This window comes from Thiospirillum jenense, from assembly GCF_014145225.1.
GTDB lineage: Bacteria > Pseudomonadota > Gammaproteobacteria > Chromatiales > Chromatiaceae > Thiospirillum > Thiospirillum jenense.
Genome location: NZ_JABVCQ010000003.1, coordinates 89,013 through 105,778 on the forward strand (window position 1 = coordinate 89,013; position 16,766 = coordinate 105,778).

General features: G+C 44.3%; 13 protein-coding genes. 6 read left to right on the top strand and 7 right to left on the bottom strand.

Annotated features, from left to right (window positions below; genetic code table 11):
* Positions 1 to 63 precede the first annotated feature (63 nt).
* The 3 genes from cysE (at position 64) to HUK38_RS01965 (ending at position 2,717) form a co-directional block, all read left to right on the top strand.
* On the top strand, positions 64 to 849 hold the full coding sequence (gene cysE, locus HUK38_RS01955) for a serine O-acetyltransferase (protein ID WP_182582102.1): 786 nt from the start codon (positions 64 to 66) through the stop codon (positions 847 to 849).
* A gap of 170 nt (positions 850 to 1,019) precedes the next feature.
* Positions 1,020 to 1,898, top strand: coding sequence for an ATP phosphoribosyltransferase (hisG, locus tag HUK38_RS01960; RefSeq protein ID WP_182582103.1), 879 nt, complete (start codon positions 1,020 to 1,022; stop codon positions 1,896 to 1,898).
* Positions 1,899 to 1,982: 84 nt separating this feature from the next.
* A complete protein-coding gene (locus HUK38_RS01965; RefSeq protein WP_182582104.1) occupies positions 1,983 to 2,717 on the top strand; it encodes a 16S rRNA (uracil(1498)-N(3))-methyltransferase in 735 nt (244 codons plus the stop codon).
* A gap of 70 nt (positions 2,718 to 2,787) precedes the next feature.
* On the opposite strand, the gene HUK38_RS01970 is transcribed toward HUK38_RS01965, so the two are convergent.
* Together HUK38_RS01970 and HUK38_RS01975 are read right to left on the bottom strand one after the other, a co-directional pair.
* Positions 2,788 to 3,552 carry a SanA/YdcF family protein gene (locus HUK38_RS01970; protein WP_182582105.1) on the bottom strand — a complete coding sequence of 255 codons (765 nt, stop codon included), beginning with the start codon at positions 3,550 to 3,552 and terminating at the stop codon, positions 2,788 to 2,790.
* Positions 3,553 to 3,625: 73 nt separating this feature from the next.
* Positions 3,626 to 5,458, bottom strand: coding sequence for an oxygen-binding di-iron domain-containing protein (locus HUK38_RS01975; protein WP_182582106.1), 1,833 nt, complete (start codon positions 5,456 to 5,458; stop codon positions 3,626 to 3,628).
* Positions 5,459 to 5,711: 253 nt separating this feature from the next.
* Here HUK38_RS01975 and HUK38_RS01980 point away from each other — a divergent pair, with 253 nt between their 5' ends.
* The gene (locus tag HUK38_RS01980) at positions 5,712 to 6,842 is read left to right on the top strand and encodes a glycosyltransferase (protein WP_182582107.1); all 1,131 of its coding nucleotides are present in this window, start codon (positions 5,712 to 5,714) and stop codon (positions 6,840 to 6,842) included.
* Positions 6,843 to 6,847: 5 nt separating this feature from the next.
* Here the strand turns inward: HUK38_RS01980 and HUK38_RS01985 are convergent, their stop codons facing one another.
* The 5 genes from HUK38_RS01985 to HUK38_RS02005 all read right to left on the bottom strand — a co-directional run bounded on the left by HUK38_RS01985 (position 6,848) and on the right by HUK38_RS02005 (position 12,964).
* Positions 6,848 to 7,504 (bottom strand): sulfotransferase family 2 domain-containing protein, encoded by a 657-nt coding sequence (locus HUK38_RS01985; RefSeq protein WP_182582108.1) that lies wholly within the window; start codon positions 7,502 to 7,504, stop codon positions 6,848 to 6,850.
* Between the two features lie 114 nt (positions 7,505 to 7,618).
* Entirely contained in the window at positions 7,619 to 8,521 is a 903-nt protein-coding gene (locus HUK38_RS01990) for a CoB--CoM heterodisulfide reductase iron-sulfur subunit B family protein (protein ID WP_238787354.1), read from the bottom strand.
* Positions 8,522 to 8,550: 29 nt separating this feature from the next.
* Entirely contained in the window at positions 8,551 to 9,195 is a 645-nt protein-coding gene (locus HUK38_RS01995; protein ID WP_182582110.1) for a 4Fe-4S dicluster domain-containing protein, read from the bottom strand.
* A gap of 181 nt (positions 9,196 to 9,376) precedes the next feature.
* Positions 9,377 to 11,674: a hydrogenase iron-sulfur subunit gene (locus HUK38_RS02000; RefSeq protein ID WP_182582111.1), complete on the bottom strand. Its 2,298-nt coding sequence runs from the start codon at positions 11,672 to 11,674 to the stop codon at positions 9,377 to 9,379.
* 6 nt (positions 11,675 to 11,680) lie between these two features.
* Positions 11,681 to 12,964 carry a CoB--CoM heterodisulfide reductase iron-sulfur subunit A family protein gene (locus HUK38_RS02005; protein ID WP_182582112.1) on the bottom strand — a complete coding sequence of 428 codons (1,284 nt, stop codon included), beginning with the start codon at positions 12,962 to 12,964 and terminating at the stop codon, positions 11,681 to 11,683.
* Positions 12,965 to 13,363: 399 nt separating this feature from the next.
* Here HUK38_RS02005 and HUK38_RS02010 point away from each other — a divergent pair, with 399 nt between their 5' ends.
* Together HUK38_RS02010 and HUK38_RS02015 are read left to right on the top strand one after the other, a co-directional pair.
* The gene (locus tag HUK38_RS02010) at positions 13,364 to 14,704 is read left to right on the top strand and encodes a nucleotide sugar dehydrogenase (RefSeq protein WP_182582113.1); all 1,341 of its coding nucleotides are present in this window, start codon (positions 13,364 to 13,366) and stop codon (positions 14,702 to 14,704) included.
* A 340-nt stretch (positions 14,705 to 15,044) separates the two neighbouring features.
* Positions 15,045 to 16,448: an OmpP1/FadL family transporter gene (locus HUK38_RS02015; protein ID WP_238787360.1), complete on the top strand. Its 1,404-nt coding sequence runs from the start codon at positions 15,045 to 15,047 to the stop codon at positions 16,446 to 16,448.
* Positions 16,449 to 16,766 lie beyond the last annotated feature (318 nt).

The following is a 16,766-nucleotide window of genomic DNA, read 5'->3' on the forward strand; positions in this document are numbered from 1 at the left end:
ATTTACAATCACACTGCTGGTAAATACCAACTCATAAGCTCACTGACGTTAATCTAACACTATATGCCTGTTTTTGATGTATTCAATCGTTTTCGTGAAGAAATTGCCTGTGTTTTTGAACGCGATCCGGCAGCGCGCAATCTTTTTGAAATAATAACCACTTATCCCGGTTTACACGCCGTCTTTGTTCATCGCATTTCACACTATTTATGGCAAACAGGATTTAAATGGTTAGCGCGTGTTTTATCGAATGTAGCGCGATTATTCACAGGTATTGAAATTCATCCGGGGGCGCGAATTGGTCGGCGTTTTTTTATAGATCATGGCATGGGCGTTGTGATTGGTGAAACAGCAGTAATTGGTGATGATTGTACCCTGTATCATGGCGTAACACTCGGAGGCACCAGTTGGCAAAAAGGCAAGCGACATCCAACACTTGGCAATGATGTTGTAGTTGGTGCCGGCGCAAAAGTATTAGGCCCTATTAACATAGGCGACGGTGTGCGTATTGGTTCTAATGCTGTTGTGATCAAACCCGCCCCCCCAGGGAGTACGGTAATCGGTATTCCAGGGCGTATTATTAACCGCCCTGATGATGCAACCAGTCGCCGCCGTGCGGATACGGCAAAACGAATTGGTTTTGATGCCTATGGGGCGACCCGCGATGTACCTGATCCGGTGGCAAATGCCATTAACCGCATGTTGGATCATATTCACTTACTTGACCAACGTGTTGAAGCTTTATCACATGCATTAGCCGCACAAGGAATGATTGAACACTTTGAACATATTAAAACGTTGGATCAATGTGAATTAGATCAGGAAAGTGCGCCGCCTCAGAATCAATAACATAATGATTGTTGGCAGCTAATAACCGTGAATCAATATTGGTAACGCTCTTTTGAAATTTAATCAAATATTTAGTACAGGTAAAAAATACAGTTTTTGTTTAGTAATGATAATTTAATCGCAAACCCTTGGCGATAAAATCAATCTTTCCAATGGAGTGAACTATTACCATGTCACCATCACTATTAAAACTAGGCATTCCTAAAGGCAGTCTTGAAGAAGCGACGCTTGCGCTTTTTGCTCAAGCGGGCTGGCGTATTATTACGCACTCACGCAATTATTATCCGTCTATTAATGATCCAAATATTCGCTGTTCATTAGTTCGCGCTCAAGAAATGGCGCGTTATGTTGCACATGGTATTTTAGATGTCGGATTAACTGGATTAGATTGGATACTCGAAACCGAAGCCGAAATTGAAACCGTTTGTTCTCTAACATATTCTAAATCTTCTAATCAACCAAGCCGCTGGGTACTTGCCGTACCAGAGGATTCATCTATTCGCAGTATTGCCGATTTAGCGGGTAAAAAAATCGCTACTGAATTAGTGGGATTCACTCGCCGTTATTTAGCAATGCACGGTATTGATGCGCAAATTGAATTCTCTTGGGGCGCTACTGAAGCAAAGGTTGTTGAGGGATTGGTGGATGCCATTGTTGAAATCACCGAAACAGGCAGCACAATTCGAGCGCATGGCTTGCGAATTGTTGAAGAATTATTAGTCACTGAAACAAGGTTAATTGCCAATAAGACTGCATTAAATGATCCTACGCGCCGTGCTAAAATTGACCAAATTGCATTGATGCTACAAGCAGCATTAACTGCCAGGCGCAAGGTTGCATTAAAATGCAATATTGCGGCCGACCGTTTAGACGACTTAGTTGCGTTATTACCCAGTTTACATGCGCCAACCGTCAGTCATTTATACGATCGGCGCTGGATGGCAGTGGAAACGGTGGTAGATGCAGCTGAGGTACGCGATTTAATTCCACGATTACGCGCCGCTGGTGCCAAGGGAATTTTGGAATATGAATTGAGAAAAATTGTGTAATTGAATGATAAATTAATTACATTGTTGTCGTCACCCTGCGCATTTTTTTCATACGCTCATTGCATCATCTATTTGGTCTTATCAGTGACTCGTATTTACACACCCCAGCCATTATCAATCACAGCACCAGTCGTATTAGATGGAAATGCTGCCCGACATTTAATACAAGTACTGCGTTTAACCACTGACGATGCGGTTGTGTTATTTAATGGCGACGGCTATGAATACAGCGGTCATATTGTCACTGCTGCCCGTCATGCAGTTACAATCACGCTCATTCACCGCAGTGAATTAGAACCGCCATCTCCATTAAACATTGCATTAGGGCTTGGAATCACTAAAAGCGAACGAATGGATTATAGTTTGCAAAAATCAGTGGAACTGGGCGCCAGTGCATTTGTGCCACTATTCACAGCGCGTAGTGTCATTAAATTAGATGCGCAGCGATTGAAAAAGCGTCAGCAACATTGGTGGGGAATTATTATTGCTGCATGTGAACAAAGTGGGCGACGGCGTATTCCAACATTAGCAACGGCAGTACCGTTAGCGACGTGGCTGACCGAACAGTACGAAATGAGTTTATTGCTTGATCCGCGTACCACGTTAGGGTGCGATGCGCTCACGCCACCGCCGTCAGGTTGTATTCGTATTTTAATTGGACCCGAGGGCGGTTTAACGCCCGCTGAACGAATGTCCGCGCACGAAGCTGGTTTTCAATCTATCCGTCTTGGCCCGCGCATATTACGCACTGAAACCGCGCCGCTGGCTGCACTTGCCGCCTTGCAAATATTATGGGGTGATTTGCGCAATGGCTATTAAAAATAACCCATTAAACCGTGTTTTTATCGCAGTCTTTATTAAAGATTTCAGTGAATAAACCAAGCACAAATTAGGGTGGCAGTATTGATATTGGCGACTCATCCGGCAATGAACGTAATTTAACTGATTCTGCCGCTCCAAGAAAGCGCGGCGGACGATCAATCATAATATCAAATACAGCTATTATTCGCGCCGGCACCTCGCGCACCCGGGTTTTCATTAAACCCGGCGCTGTTGGATTCGGTGCCGCCAAACCAATTGCGCGAATACCAACATGCTGCGCAATAAATAATGCCCGCTCGACATGAAAGCGTTGGCTAATCACCACTATCTCATCTAACCCAAATACTTTTTTTGCACGGACAATTGAATCCAGAGTACGAAAACCGGCGTAATCCGATGTAATAACCGTGTCAGGCACACCCAAAGCAATTAAATCTTTGCGCATAAATCGCGGTTCGTTGTAATAAATTGAGGCATTATCACCACTGACTAAAATGCCGCGAACTCGCCCACTATGATAAAGCGCCGCCGCTGTTTCAATACGAGCGCGATAATACTGATTAGGTCGCCCTTCATGCCAACGTGTAGTGCCAAGTACCAATGCAACTGGCGTCGGTGGTACTTGTTCAATTTGCGTCATGACTTGTGACTGCGTTTGAAATGAAATAAAGAAATCCGCACTCAGTGCTAAAGCAATAGTTAATAGCAATACCATAAACAGATATTTAGCAAACAACCAAATAGTACGTCGCCAGCATTGCCATTTGTCATGTCCCATTGCAGCTAATAATTGGATGTGTTCTGCGGATGTTTCGACAACCGAAGATTTCATCTTTTTTTACTAACATAGTTGAATTAGGGTAAGCATGTTTGCTGTTATTTTTGCGTGTTTTTTAGTAGTAAAACTATTGATTTTCTAATACAGGATTACTAGCATTTACAACCCGATTACGTCCAGTTTCTTTAGCGCAATACAGCGCTTCATCCGCCCGCCGAATTAAGTTTTCCAGGACTTCAGTTTGTATCCGTTGCGCCATGCCAAAACTAGCCGTGACATGTAATGGCGCATTAGTATCAATATCAAATGCATGTTCGGCAATACGCAACCGCAGCCGTTCGGCAAATAAACAGGAATCGGATTTACCAACAACAAATATAATAAATTCTTCTCCCCCATAGCGCACGACAACATCAGTACTCCGGCTTTCACGGCTCAAGATCACACCCACTTGTTGTAATACACGATCACCCGCACCATGCCCATAAGTATCATTTACCCGTTTAAAATGGTCAATATCTATTAAAATAGCAGTCACTTCTGCATCGCGGTCACGGTCATGCAAATTACAATAGCGTGTCATAACGTCGTGCATATAAAACCGTGTGAATAATCCAGTCAATGAATCCCGAATTGAACGTTGATAAGCTCGTTCACGTTCCATATCAATCATGCGGTAAATGACTTCACGTTCTAATGCAACTTGCAGTGGTTCAGCAATTTGACTCACAATTTGAATAACTGCTTGCGTAATTGGAATACACGTTTTCAATGTCATCACGGCAAAGCCATCAATACGTTCCTGACCATGCCCGACTAATGGAATACGGATTTGTTGTTCATTTGAATCTGCGTCTTTATCGACACAAAATAATTCGTTGTGCAAACAATGTCCATGCGTTGCAAGGGTATCATTGTGAATGATAATCCAGTCCTCCCGATTACGCCCGATGAATGTACAAAAATAAGGTAAATGTATAGATGATTCTATCGTTCCTGAAAACCGAGTTTCTCGTTTTAAAACTAATACATTACTATCTGATAATGCAGCATAATAATCTAAGCGTTCAACCGGCAGACTGCGCTGCACTAATTCTAATAAGCGTGTCGCAATATCGCGGAAATCACGATAAAGTAACATGGTTTCAGCAATATCGCGTAACGTCGCATTTAATCGGGATAACCGCTGAATATCAGTATCGTCTTGCACTAATAGATAAATCCCGCAATTAATATGACGCAGTTTTTCAATCATAAACCCGATCAATGGACGCGGAATGATCGAGCCATGTTGTGAGCAAATAATTTCCACTGGATAACGTTCAATTTGCGTCAATGCATAACCTAAAATGTCATTGCTCGGCATGTAATGCTCATGGAATGGACGCAGTGCTTCAAAATGCGATTCGTCTTGCGCAACTAATGTTGGTGTTTGAGTAAAACCTCCAAATAAATCGCTGGAAAAAAGTACCCTAGTGCGCCGATCAAAACTACAAATTGCACCAGGAAAATGTGCGTACGGCGTGAAAATGAATTCAAGTTCTCGATCTTGTAATTGCAAACGCCATTCATGCTGATCCACTAACCAAAATGGCAGTTTTAATCCGTAATGCCGTAATAACGCTTGAGCGCGCCAATGCGTTACAATACAAGCATCAGGACGATTTGTCATGTCATCAATCAATGGTAATGCGGCAGTAATGTCGGGGTCTTGATGATGACAAACGAAATAACGGATATGAGTAAATGGAATTACCTGTTCAATTTTGCCCAATGTACCGGCAAAGGTCAGCCGAGAACCAGGATCAAATAATACGGATTGATCGCCCTGTTCAAGTAAATAAACATGGCATTGAAAAGGATCATTCGGTAATACATGTCCCACCCACCAAATACGGTCAGCAACTTCTAATGCTTGCGTGGTATCAGCATGACGCAAATGCGCCAAGTCAGAAGTCATAATATTCAAAAGTTTCTCCTGCACAATTCTTAGATTCGCATTGAATGAGAACCTTATTAACATTGTTATTGAAACGCGGTCATAATATCAAATTTAGTTAAAAACATTTGATAATTATCAAGTCAGAATTTTAATGTTTGGTATTGCTGCAATGTCATATATCTGTTAAACTTTAATTTATGGCTTTGAGTGTATACTACCCACAACGCCTCTTGCAAAATTCTCATATTAAATAAAAAATTAGTCATTCACTATGTTCAAGAATGATCTTACGCACCCCATATCTGTTGTCACCTGCCGACCAGAACTCGCTGTCATTATTCCCACCTACAATGAAGTTGACAATGTCGTACCAATTATAACTGCTTTGGAAAACGCGCTTGTTGGAATTGAATGGGAATTAATTATTGTTGATGACGATTCGCCTGATGAGACAGCAATGCAAGTGCGTATTCTTGCCTGCCATAATCCTCGTGTGCGCGTATTACAACGCCTCGGTCGCCGCGGATTAGCATCTGCCTGTATTGAAGGAATGTTGGTGACAACTGCACCCTTTTTAGCCATTATGGATGCCGATTTACAACACGATGAAAACTTGTTGCCAACTATGCTAATGCGTTTAAAACAAGCACCATTAGACATCGTTATTGGCAGCCGTTATGTCAACGGAGGAACGGTTGGTGAATGGAACAAACAACGCCAAAAAATGAGTCAATTTGCCAGTCAATTTGCACACTCACTTATTCACGCCAAGCTGCACGATCCAATGAGTGGTTTTTTCATGTTGCGCGCCGAGGTATTTCATCTCAGTGTGCGCAAACTCAGTGGTGTTGGCTTCAAACTATTATTAGATTTATTCGCCAGCCACCCCGAAACATTACGATTTGAAGAATTACCTTATCAATTCCGCACCCGCCAAAACGGTACCAGCAAACTCGAGAGCGCGGTATTGTGGGAATACCTACTCATGTTACTACAAAAATTCACTGGCAATTGGTTGCCGGTGCGATTTATCAGCTTTATTTTCATTGGTGCGAGTGGTGTTTTAATTCATTTATGTGTGTTGTGGTTACTTTACAAATCACTGGCAACCAGTTTTATTGTTGGTCAATCAGTCGCAACATTGGTTGCAATGACAACTAACTTTTTCTTTAATAATTTACTCACCTATCGTGATATGCGTTTGCGGGGTAAACAATTAATTCGTGGCTGGTTTAGTTTTATTCTTGCCTGTAGTGTGGGGGCAATTGCAAATGTCGGGGTAGCAAATTATCTGGTACAAGCCCACTCGTGGTGGATGCTATCGGCAATTGCTGGTATCATTGTAGGTGCAGTCTGGAATTATGCAGTAACCGCCGTGTATACCTGGAATAAACCGCGCTAATTATTTCAATCAAATTGATAGCCAAACAGCGCAATGTCAGATGCAAAGTGTTGCGCAACCAACGCCGCAGTATCGTCAGTGTAATAATAACGATAATCCTTAACACGATCTGTTGCTTGACGGCGATGCGGCAAAGTGAGTTGCGGTAATTGAAGATGCTGACAAACTGTTGCAAAATCGGCTTCTAATTGTTCATAACGTCCAATAAAATCCACGCAAATATGACCATGCAAATCCATTAAATAATCACGTTGCAATTCAATTGACGTGTCAAGGTGGTATTGATAAGGACGCGCCGGATTTAATTTCCAACGTAAAAAATCATCGAATTCTTGATGACCATTTAAATAATGCGGGCGTTCGCGGCGAATATGATGGAATGAACTCACTTGCAAATCCCAGGGATTACGCACAAATGCAAATTTGAATAGTGATTCAAAATAGTCGTGTGGTAATAACTCTTTTGCCAAAACCACTTTAGCATGACGCGGCAATTTGGTGCCAATTCGATGCCCACTCCAATGACTGAAGCGCGCACAGACCGCCATTGGCCAATACCAGGGATCCATCCAACGCTGACGTTCTAATGCAGCGCGAATACTGGTACCCCCAGTTTTTGCAATATGAACAAACAAAAATTGCCGTTTTATAGATAACAACATGTTATGTAAAACTAATTGAATGACGGCTCACAATCTTTATTGCGTTTAATAAAAATCTGAACGAAATCATGCGCCGTCACTCAAGCGGTCTAAAATAAAACCGGATGGGTGTTCTTATTTCCCTGCAATTCCTTCCAACTTTTTAGCTGGAATGACTTGTCCCCCGAGAGCGGCATCCTTTGCATTACGCCCATAAGCAACTGCCATCAGCGTTGAATAATACACCACCGGCATCTTGAATTGTGTGCCATAGGTGGTGTTAATTTGATCTTGATACACCTCGACATTCATTTGACACACCGGGCAAGGTGTCACAATTAAATCAGCACCATGATCGTATGCCGCCTCAATAATCCCTTTAATCATTTCTTGGGATTTTTCCGGCTCTGAAAATGCTAATGCACCACCGCAACACTGCACCTTTTTTTCATAGGTCGGAATCGACTCAGCACCTAAAACTTCAATCAGTTTATCTAGGTACTTGGGATTTTCATAGGATTCACCGGCAATCCCAAACGGACGATTGGTTTGACAACCAACGTAACCGGCAACTTTAATACCGGTTAGCGGTTTTTTGACCTTCGCTTTTAATTCTTCATATCCAATATCTTCAATTAACACCTCGACCATGTGTCTAATCGGTGTTTCATTTTTCAAGGTTAATCCAGCTTCACCCAGCGCTTGCTTTGCCTCTGCATTGAGTTGCGCATCGTGTTTTAATCGTTCAGCGGCTTCACGAGTGGATAACCAACATGCCGCACAAGTGGCGACAATTGGTTGCCCGGGATTGTGTTGTTCGGATAATGCGATATTGCGTGCCGACAAGGTTAAGCGTGGTAATTCACCGCCGCCGGCGTAACCAATAGAAGCTGCGCAACAATTCCAATCTGGAATTGAATTAAGTTGAATGCCTAATTCTGCACACACGCTTTGCGCCGATACGAGATAATTACTGGATGATGCCCCTTTTTGTGAAGAGCAGCCAGGATAAAAAGAGTATTCGCGTTTTGCCATCATCGTATTCCTTTAGGGTAATAAAACGCAGGTTAAGCTGTAGGACGTGGAGCAACACTGTATTGTGCAATACGCAGCGCTTCTAATTCCTGTGCTTTTTGCATGATAGCGTGAAACCCTTTTAAATCCTTAATAGCGTGACCGCCAAATAACTCCATTGCTGACATCCGTTGAGTGCGTTGCATTCCAATACCAACCGGCGCCATTTTAATTGCGGTTTTTACCCCGGGACCAATCCCATTCATAAAATATAAACTGACGCCCAATTTCAGTTCATTCACCCGCCCTTTTTTGAGCAAGTTATTCCAAAATCGTTGTGCAAACTCAGCCGTCGGTTGATTTTTAGGTGTTAGTCCCAATCGTTTTGCATAATGCGCTAAACCGTGCATAATATGCGTAATTGGCACTTCTCGGGGGCACCGCACAACGCAGTTATAACACGAAGTACACATCCACATTGCATCAGAAGTTAATACTTCTTCACGCTTACCGGCGCGAATCATCATAAAGATTTCTTGCGGCGGATGATTCCAAAATTTGCCGAGCGGACAAGAGCCGGAACACACGCCGCACTGCATACACATTTTAACCCATTCGCCTTCTTCGACATTCGCTTCAACCTCTTTGAGGAAGCTGGTGCGATATTTTTCAATCATCGCTTGATTCAAGTCGCCCATCAGATTATCTCCATAGACAACAACTGCCAATTGGCTGTTTATTTGGCAGTTGTCAAATCAAAACCATATTCGTTTTTTATTCCAGCCTACCCAGTCGCATTGATTAAACGAGCAAATATACTGGACGGTTAATAATAAGATACGACGTGGGCAGTCAACTGGACTAAAACTCGGTAACTGTTTAGAATTTAAACGGACTCATACCGATTTTTTCAATCGTTGTCGCCATGTCATTAATTAACTGGGGCGCTCGGTGAATATCGGTAATTGCTACTTCATAAACGGCAACGCGCTCGGTTTCTAATTTCAATTGCTGGAGCGTATCACCGACTTTACTCAAACGCTCGGCTGCCATTGCTGAACCGCGCACGAAATGACATTGATAATCATCATCACGGCGACAACCCATTAATACAATGCCATCAAATCCAGAATTAAGTGCATCCGTTATCCATGACAAACTGACTGATCCCAAACACCGCACTGGAATAACCCGCGCAAAGGGTGTTAATTCAATACCATTGCCCGTTCGCGCCGCCTGTGCGGCCATATCTAATGCAGGATACGCATCATTTTCACAGGCTAATGCTAAAATACGCGGCTTTTCGGAAAATTCATCTGGAATTTCCACGTTTTTAATTTGCTGCCCGACGGTATCAATTGAATAATTTTCAAATGAAATAACCCGCACCGGACACGCGCCCATGCAAGTACCACACCGCCGACACCGTGATTCATTAAACACGGGATATTTTTGCTCATCTTCATTGATGGCGCCGAATGGACATTCCACCGTACAGCGTTTACATTGGGTGCAACCTTCTTTACGGAAACTCGGATAACTTAAATCACCTACTCGCGGATGTGCGGCGGCACCACGCGCTGCATTTTCGGCGGCTTGAATCGCTTTCATTGCCGCGCCAACCGCATCTTCCATTGCCTGTTTCATATCCATTGGGCGACGGACGGGGCCGGCGGCATAAATACCAGTACGGCGCGTTTCATAGGGGAAGCAAATGAAATGGCTATCCACAAAGCCGTGCCGCAAATGCGGTAAATCCGTGCCTTGCCGATAATCCAGATTGAGAATAGACGGCGGGGCGTTTTCTAATTTAAGCCGCGCTGCCGCTTTTTCTTCTTCACTCTCCGCTTCTTCAACCGCTAATTGCGCATACGGATCGGGACCATTATGCGGTATTTGACCCGTTGCTAATACCACCAAATCACAGTCTAATTCGGTATCTTCATCCAGAATTAAATCTTTAAACTTGACTTTCAATCCCGCGCCATTTTGCACCACAGCACTGGCTTTGCCTTTAGTAAAGGTCACCATTGACTGTTGTCCGCAGCGATAGAAATCCTCACCAGCGGCACCTGGTGTGCGCATATCAGTAAATAAAATGGTCGCGTCGGCACCATTTTGTTCACGGAAATAGAGCGCCTGTTTAATGGATTCAGTGCAGCAAAATCCCGAGCAATAGGGCAAGTGACCCGGCTGTTCTGATCGCTGACCGGCGCACTGAATAAATGCAACTGAGCTGACTTCTTTACCGTCACTCGGGCGTTTAATGGGCGCACCATTCGCCTCTTTGGCTAACTTTTCTAATTCAAAGTTAGTCACCACATCCGGGCGCTTGCCATACCCAAATTCGGGTAATTGACTGGCATCATAGGGTTTATAATCGGTGGCTTGTATAATTGCACCGAAATTTTCCGTCACCGTTGAACCAGATTCAATTGCAATATCGGCAGTGAACCGTCCCGGTGCACCACTGGTGCGGGCAATACGCGCATTCAAATGCACGGTGATTAATGATTCCGCATTAATCTGCGCAGTTAAATCAGCAATACCCGGGTCTTCCGGTCGCGGTAAATCAGCGTCATTATTGCGCACAACATCAATGGCCGCGGCGCGGAATGGCACTCGTTTATACAAGTTATTCCACACGCCACCCAATTGGGCTTCTTCGGCAACTAAATGAACGGGATAACCAGCGCGGGCGGTTTCTAATGCGGCAGTCATGCCAGTGACGCCCCCGCCAACGACCAAAATCCGTTTATTTAATTCCTGTTGACCAGATGACTTTGGCACCGACATAAACTTAATTTCTGCCGCCGCCATGCGAATATAATCATTCGCCATTTCTTGCGTGGTTTCACGATTGGCATCGGTATTGGGGCGCAACCAAATCACGCCTTCACGCAAGTTAGCGCGGGAAATAGCAACGGTGGGGAAATTAAATGCTTCTATTTTCGCCCGCCGTGAACAACCGGCAATCATCATGTGTGTGACTTGGCCGGCGTCAATATCATCTCGAATTAACTTAACGCCTTCTGCGCTGCACAGCATTGGATGCGTTTTACAACTGGCCAATTTACCTTCACGCACGGCAATGGTGGTTAGTTGTTGAACATCTAATCGTTCACCAATACCGCAGCCGGTGCAAAGATAACCGGCTAATTTCTTTTGTTCCGCCATAATAATTTATACTCCCACACCGCGAACCCGATTAACAACTTGTACCGCTCTTAATGCCGCGCCAGTGGCATGTTGCACAGCGCGATTAACATCGAGTGCATCGGATGCGCCACCAGCGGCGAATACACCACCATTCTCTGGTGCTGCTTCAATAAAGCCGGCGCGATTAACCACAATTGGGACGGGGAATGCGTCTTTTGGCACGGCGGGTTCCATTCCAACGGCGAGTACCACTAAATCAAATGGTTCGGCATAACGATGATACCCTTCGGTGTCAACGCCATTGACAATCGGATTGCCATCTTTATCAACGGTAACGGATGCCGGTTTTGATTTAATAAACTTGACCTGCGGGATGGCGCTGACTTTATTATAAAAGTCTTCAAAGCGGTCAATTGCCCGAATGTCAATGTAAAAAATCCGAATATCCGCCGCGTCTTGATACGCATCAGCCACATAGGTAGCTTGTTTTAAACTCGCCATGCAGCAAATCCGCGAGCAGTGTAATAAATGATTACGATCACGCGAGCCGGCGCATTGAATAAACGCGACCTTTTTCGCTGGCTTTCCATCGGATGGACGGACTAATTGACCGCCAAAGGGTCCATTCGGATCCGCCATGCGTTCAAATTCAACACTGGTGACGACATTGGCAATGCGATCATAGCCGTAGGGTTGGATTTTTGCCGCATCATACGGTTGCCAACCGGTCGCCCAAACAATAGCGCCACAGGGGAAAGTGATTTCCTGTGGCGTCATGTCTAAATCAATTGCATTGTATTGACAAGCGGCTTTTGCCTGCTCCGCTTCTGGCGTACCAATAATACGCGGGTCAATGACGTAGCGTTGCGGTTGAGCCATCCGATATGGCAAATACGCCCCTTTACGTTGGCTTAATCCGTAATTAAACTCATCCGCAAATTCGGTATTGACCACTGTTGCACAATCACCGCACGCGGTGCAATTTTCATTGACATAACGCGGGTGCAATCGTACTGTTGCTTGATAATTCCCCGGCGTCCCGTCAATGCGCGTCACTTCAGCAAGTGTTAATAAAGTGAGGTTGGGATTCATTCGGGCGCGGCGTTGATTAATTTCTAACCCACAGGTTGGAAAACACAGTTTGGGGAAATATTTATACAACTGCGTGGTGCGTCCACCCAAATACGGACGCTTTTCAACCAGTACGACCTGTTTGCCCGTCTCGGCGGCTTCCAGTGCGGCGGTCATGCCACTGATGCCACCGCCGACGACCAGAATGGTCTCGTTGGTCGCGACAATTTCCGTCATTCGACTTGCCTGCTATCAAGAGAGTGCGCACACGGCGCACGGTGTGGTTCCTGTCATGTGCGGTTATGGCCACAGTTGCGTCAAAGCGACAGGCATCACCTTCCCGACTGTGGCAAAGACCCTCTCTGGCACAGCGCCGCCGTTGCCGGACGGACTTGTTGCGGGTAGCGCAGTTGTGGTTGCGAGCCAACTTTTCACTGACGGTGCGCATCACATCGCCACGTCATTTAATCATCTATTGCAACAGTGCGCTAAGATACGCCGACCGTCGCGTTGCGGCTAGATTCAATCAGGGATAGATTCAGGCTATCATATACGGAATAATTGACATATGCAGTCATCATGCCCGCACTCGACTCACGTCATCACCGAATGAAAACACCTTGAGGAATTGAATACGTGGACATTACGATTTTTGGCAGTGGTTATGTGGGATTAGTCACAGGCGCTTGTTTAGCGGAAGTGGGTAATCATGTGTTATGTATTGATGTAGATCAAAGCAAAATTGATTTATTGAATAGCGGCGGTGTCCCGATTTATGAACCAGGATTAGACACATTAATTGCAAAAAACCGTGCCGCTGGACGCTTAACTTTTTCCACTGACGCTGTCGCCGGTGTTCATCACGGTTTATTTCAATTCATCGCAGTTGGTACGCCACCGGATGAAGATGGTTCGGCCGATTTACAATATGTTTTAGCCGTTGCAAAAACCATTGGTCAGCATTTAACTCAATACCGCATCATTGTTGATAAATCCACCGTACCAGTAGGAACAGCAGATCGGGTACAGCAAACTATTAATGACACCTTGGCGGCACGCGGTATGTCAATTGAATTTGACGTGGTTTCCAATCCAGAATTTCTTAAAGAAGGGGCGGCAATTGAAGACTTCATGCGTCCAGATCGCATTGTCATTGGCACCGATAATCCGCGTACCGCCGAATTATTGCGCGCTCTTTATGCGCCGTTTAATCGCAATCGTGACCGTTTGGTATTAATGGATATCCGTTCGGCCGAATTAACAAAATACGCCGCCAACGCAATGTTAGCAACCAAAATCAGTTTTATGAATGAATTATCTAATATCGCCGAAGCCGTCGGCGCCGATATTGAAATGGTGCGCGTTGGCATTGGCTCCGATCCACGCATTGGCTATCAATTTATTTACCCCGGCTGCGGCTATGGTGGCTCATGTTTTCCCAAAGATGTCCGCGCATTAGCCCGCACTGCAACTGGCATCGGCTATCAACCGCAATTATTACAAGCAGTTGAAGATGTTAACGACCGTCAAAAAGAGTTGTTATTTGCTAAAATTGACCAGTATTTTAATCACGCCCTTACAGGTAAAACCTTTGCAATTTGGGGATTATCGTTCAAACCTAATACTGATGACATGCGCGAAGCCGCCAGCCGCCGTTTAATGGAACAATTATGGCAAGCGGGCGCTATAGTACGCGCTTTCGATCCAGTGGCAACACATGAAGCAAGGCGAATCTATGGTGAACGTCCTGAATTAATATTAATGGATGACCCAATGGAAGCATTAGAAGGTGCTGACGGTTTGATTATTGTAACCGAATGGAGTCAATTCCGCAGTCCTGATTTTACCGCCATTCGTGTTGCCTTGCGCACACCGGTGTTATTTGATGGGCGCAACTTGTTTGATTACAAACACGTCACCACCGCTGGATTAACCTATGTTTCAATTGGTCGCCAACTTCACTCAGCTACGGGTTGAACAACTGAAAAAAGACGATAACTAAAAAGATAACTGAATTAAGTCGTGTGTAAGCGTTGTGTATAAACTTGTATGCTTTTGATTGACAAATCCCAGCAAACTTGACAAACTGATTGACGAAAATCATTGTCAAGTTTGAAATGATTTCATTGTCTGTACCTAACTTCAGGTACGAATATAGTGTCCGCCTCATGCTATTCGTCATACCTGTTAAGCACAAATACTCATTGTTGCATGAGTATCCGGTAGGCGATATTAACTGCATGATCAATAATAACAAAACAGTCATATTACATGGCTGTTATTTTACCCGTCTACTACCAAATATTGGAGGATTCAGATGAATTCAATTATAATGCGTCACTCGACATTATTTATTGCTGCCGCGGGTTTTATATTGCCAAACCTGACACACGCAACCAATGGTTATTTATCACACGGGTATGGCACAATTAGTAAAGGATTAGCAGGCGCCGGCGTTGCATTACCGCAGGATGCTATGATTTCAGCCAGTAATGTTGCCGGTGCAGTTTGGGTAGGACAGCGCATGGATATAGGCGCATCATTATTCGTTCCACATCGTGAATACACCCAACGCTCTTCTACGAATCAATTCCCGCAAGAAGCAATAGCCGCCCAAATGGCGCCGTCCTGGCCTGTGCCAGTTGGCAGTAATAGCGACTACACTGGCACAGTTGAAAGTGAAAAGGATTTATTTTTAATTCCACATTTTGCCTATACACACCCATTAAATGATATTAGTGCAATTGGTGTGTCGCTTTACGGCAATGGTGGGATGAATACAACGTACAATTCACATGATACTACACGTTTATTAGGAACAGCTGCCACAAATGGATTGGGTACCTATGGTGGTGCAACGACCGGCACTGCAACAGCAGGTGTTGATCTTGCGCAACTAGCATTAAATTTGAATTATTCACAAAAGCTCACCGACCAATTTTCGTTTGGTGCAGGATTGATATTGGCCTATCAGCAATTCAAGGCAAAAGGTTTAATGCTGTTTGGTCGTATGGCAGCTGACGGCAATCCAGATGCGTTGAGTAATAACGGACGTGAGGGCGTATTCGGTTGGGGTGCACAAATTGGCGGATTATGGAAACTAAACGACCAATGGTCATTCGGCGCTGCCTATCAAACCCGTATTGACTTTAATGCATTTGATGAATACGCCGATCTATTTGCCGAAGGGGGTGATCTTGATGCTCCGCCATTCCTCAATGTCGGTCTTGCATTCAAACCGCGTCACGATGTGACCTTAGCATTTGATGTACAACACATTTGGTATAGCGATGTGGATGCGTTGGCTAATCCAATGACCAATAATTTAATGCTCTGTATGGCTGGGCAAACTCAATACTGTTTAGGCGGTGATAAAGGTGTTGGTTTTGGTTGGCGTGACATGACTATATTCAAATTAGGTACGCAATGGGAACTGACATCTGATTTAACATTACGCGCCGGTTATAGCTATGGTAAACAACCCGTACCAGAAGAAGGTGTGATGTTTAATGTTCTCGCGCCGGCGGTCATTGAACAACACTTTACTTTAGGCATGACTAAGCAATTAAATCGTAGTACAGACATCAGTCTTGCTGCTATGTATGCACCCGAAAACGATGTTACTTGCGGATGTAAAGTGCCGTTTTCAGGCGGTGCTGATTCAATTAGAATTGCCATGTCTCAATGGGAACTAGAAATGAATTTTGGCTTTAAGTGGTAAATAAATAGCCATTTAACCTACGCAACTTTTTACTTGTAAACTATTGCAAGTATTGTTTTAAAAAATGCATCCGATGGATTAAGATTATTTAATAGTTAGTCTTTCCATCGGATGTCCCGCAATCTAATATCCATTCACAAACCGTCCTGATCATAATAAGTTTATTATGATCTCTTATCGTTCGGACGATAACGCACAAAATCTCACGTTTTGTTTGTGCGACTTGTGACATGGCCACGCATTTTTTTATAATTTATTTTCTTAATCAACCAGTTAGCACCATCCCCATATCAGGCACAATCTTTGCTTTAATTCTCT

What these genes read in the sequence shown, in the direction of transcription:
- cysE (WP_182582102.1), top strand. Translation starts at nt 64, where the DNA reads ATGCCTGTTTTTGATGTATTCAATCGTTTTCGTGAAGAAATTGCCTGT.
- hisG (WP_182582103.1), top strand. Translation starts at nt 1,020, where the DNA reads ATGTCACCATCACTATTAAAACTAGGCATTCCTAAAGGCAGTCTTGAA.
- HUK38_RS01970 (WP_182582105.1), bottom strand. Translation starts at nt 3,552, where the DNA reads ATGAAATCTTCGGTTGTCGAAACATCCGCAGAACACATCCAATTATTA.
- HUK38_RS01975 (WP_182582106.1), bottom strand. Translation starts at nt 5,458, where the DNA reads ATGACTTCTGACTTGGCGCATTTGCGTCATGCTGATACCACGCAAGCA.
- HUK38_RS01980 (WP_182582107.1), top strand. Translation starts at nt 5,712, where the DNA reads ATGTTCAAGAATGATCTTACGCACCCCATATCTGTTGTCACCTGCCGA.
- HUK38_RS01985 (WP_182582108.1), bottom strand. Translation starts at nt 7,504, where the DNA reads ATGTTGTTATCTATAAAACGGCAATTTTTGTTTGTTCATATTGCAAAA.
- HUK38_RS01990 (WP_238787354.1), bottom strand. Translation starts at nt 8,521, where the DNA reads ATGATGGCAAAACGCGAATACTCTTTTTATCCTGGCTGCTCTTCACAA.
- HUK38_RS01995 (WP_182582110.1), bottom strand. Translation starts at nt 9,195, where the DNA reads ATGGGCGACTTGAATCAAGCGATGATTGAAAAATATCGCACCAGCTTC.
- HUK38_RS02000 (WP_182582111.1), bottom strand. Translation starts at nt 11,674, where the DNA reads ATGGCGGAACAAAAGAAATTAGCCGGTTATCTTTGCACCGGCTGCGGT.
- HUK38_RS02005 (WP_182582112.1), bottom strand. Translation starts at nt 12,964, where the DNA reads ATGACGGAAATTGTCGCGACCAACGAGACCATTCTGGTCGTCGGCGGT.
- HUK38_RS02015 (WP_238787360.1), top strand. Translation starts at nt 15,045, where the DNA reads ATGAATTCAATTATAATGCGTCACTCGACATTATTTATTGCTGCCGCG.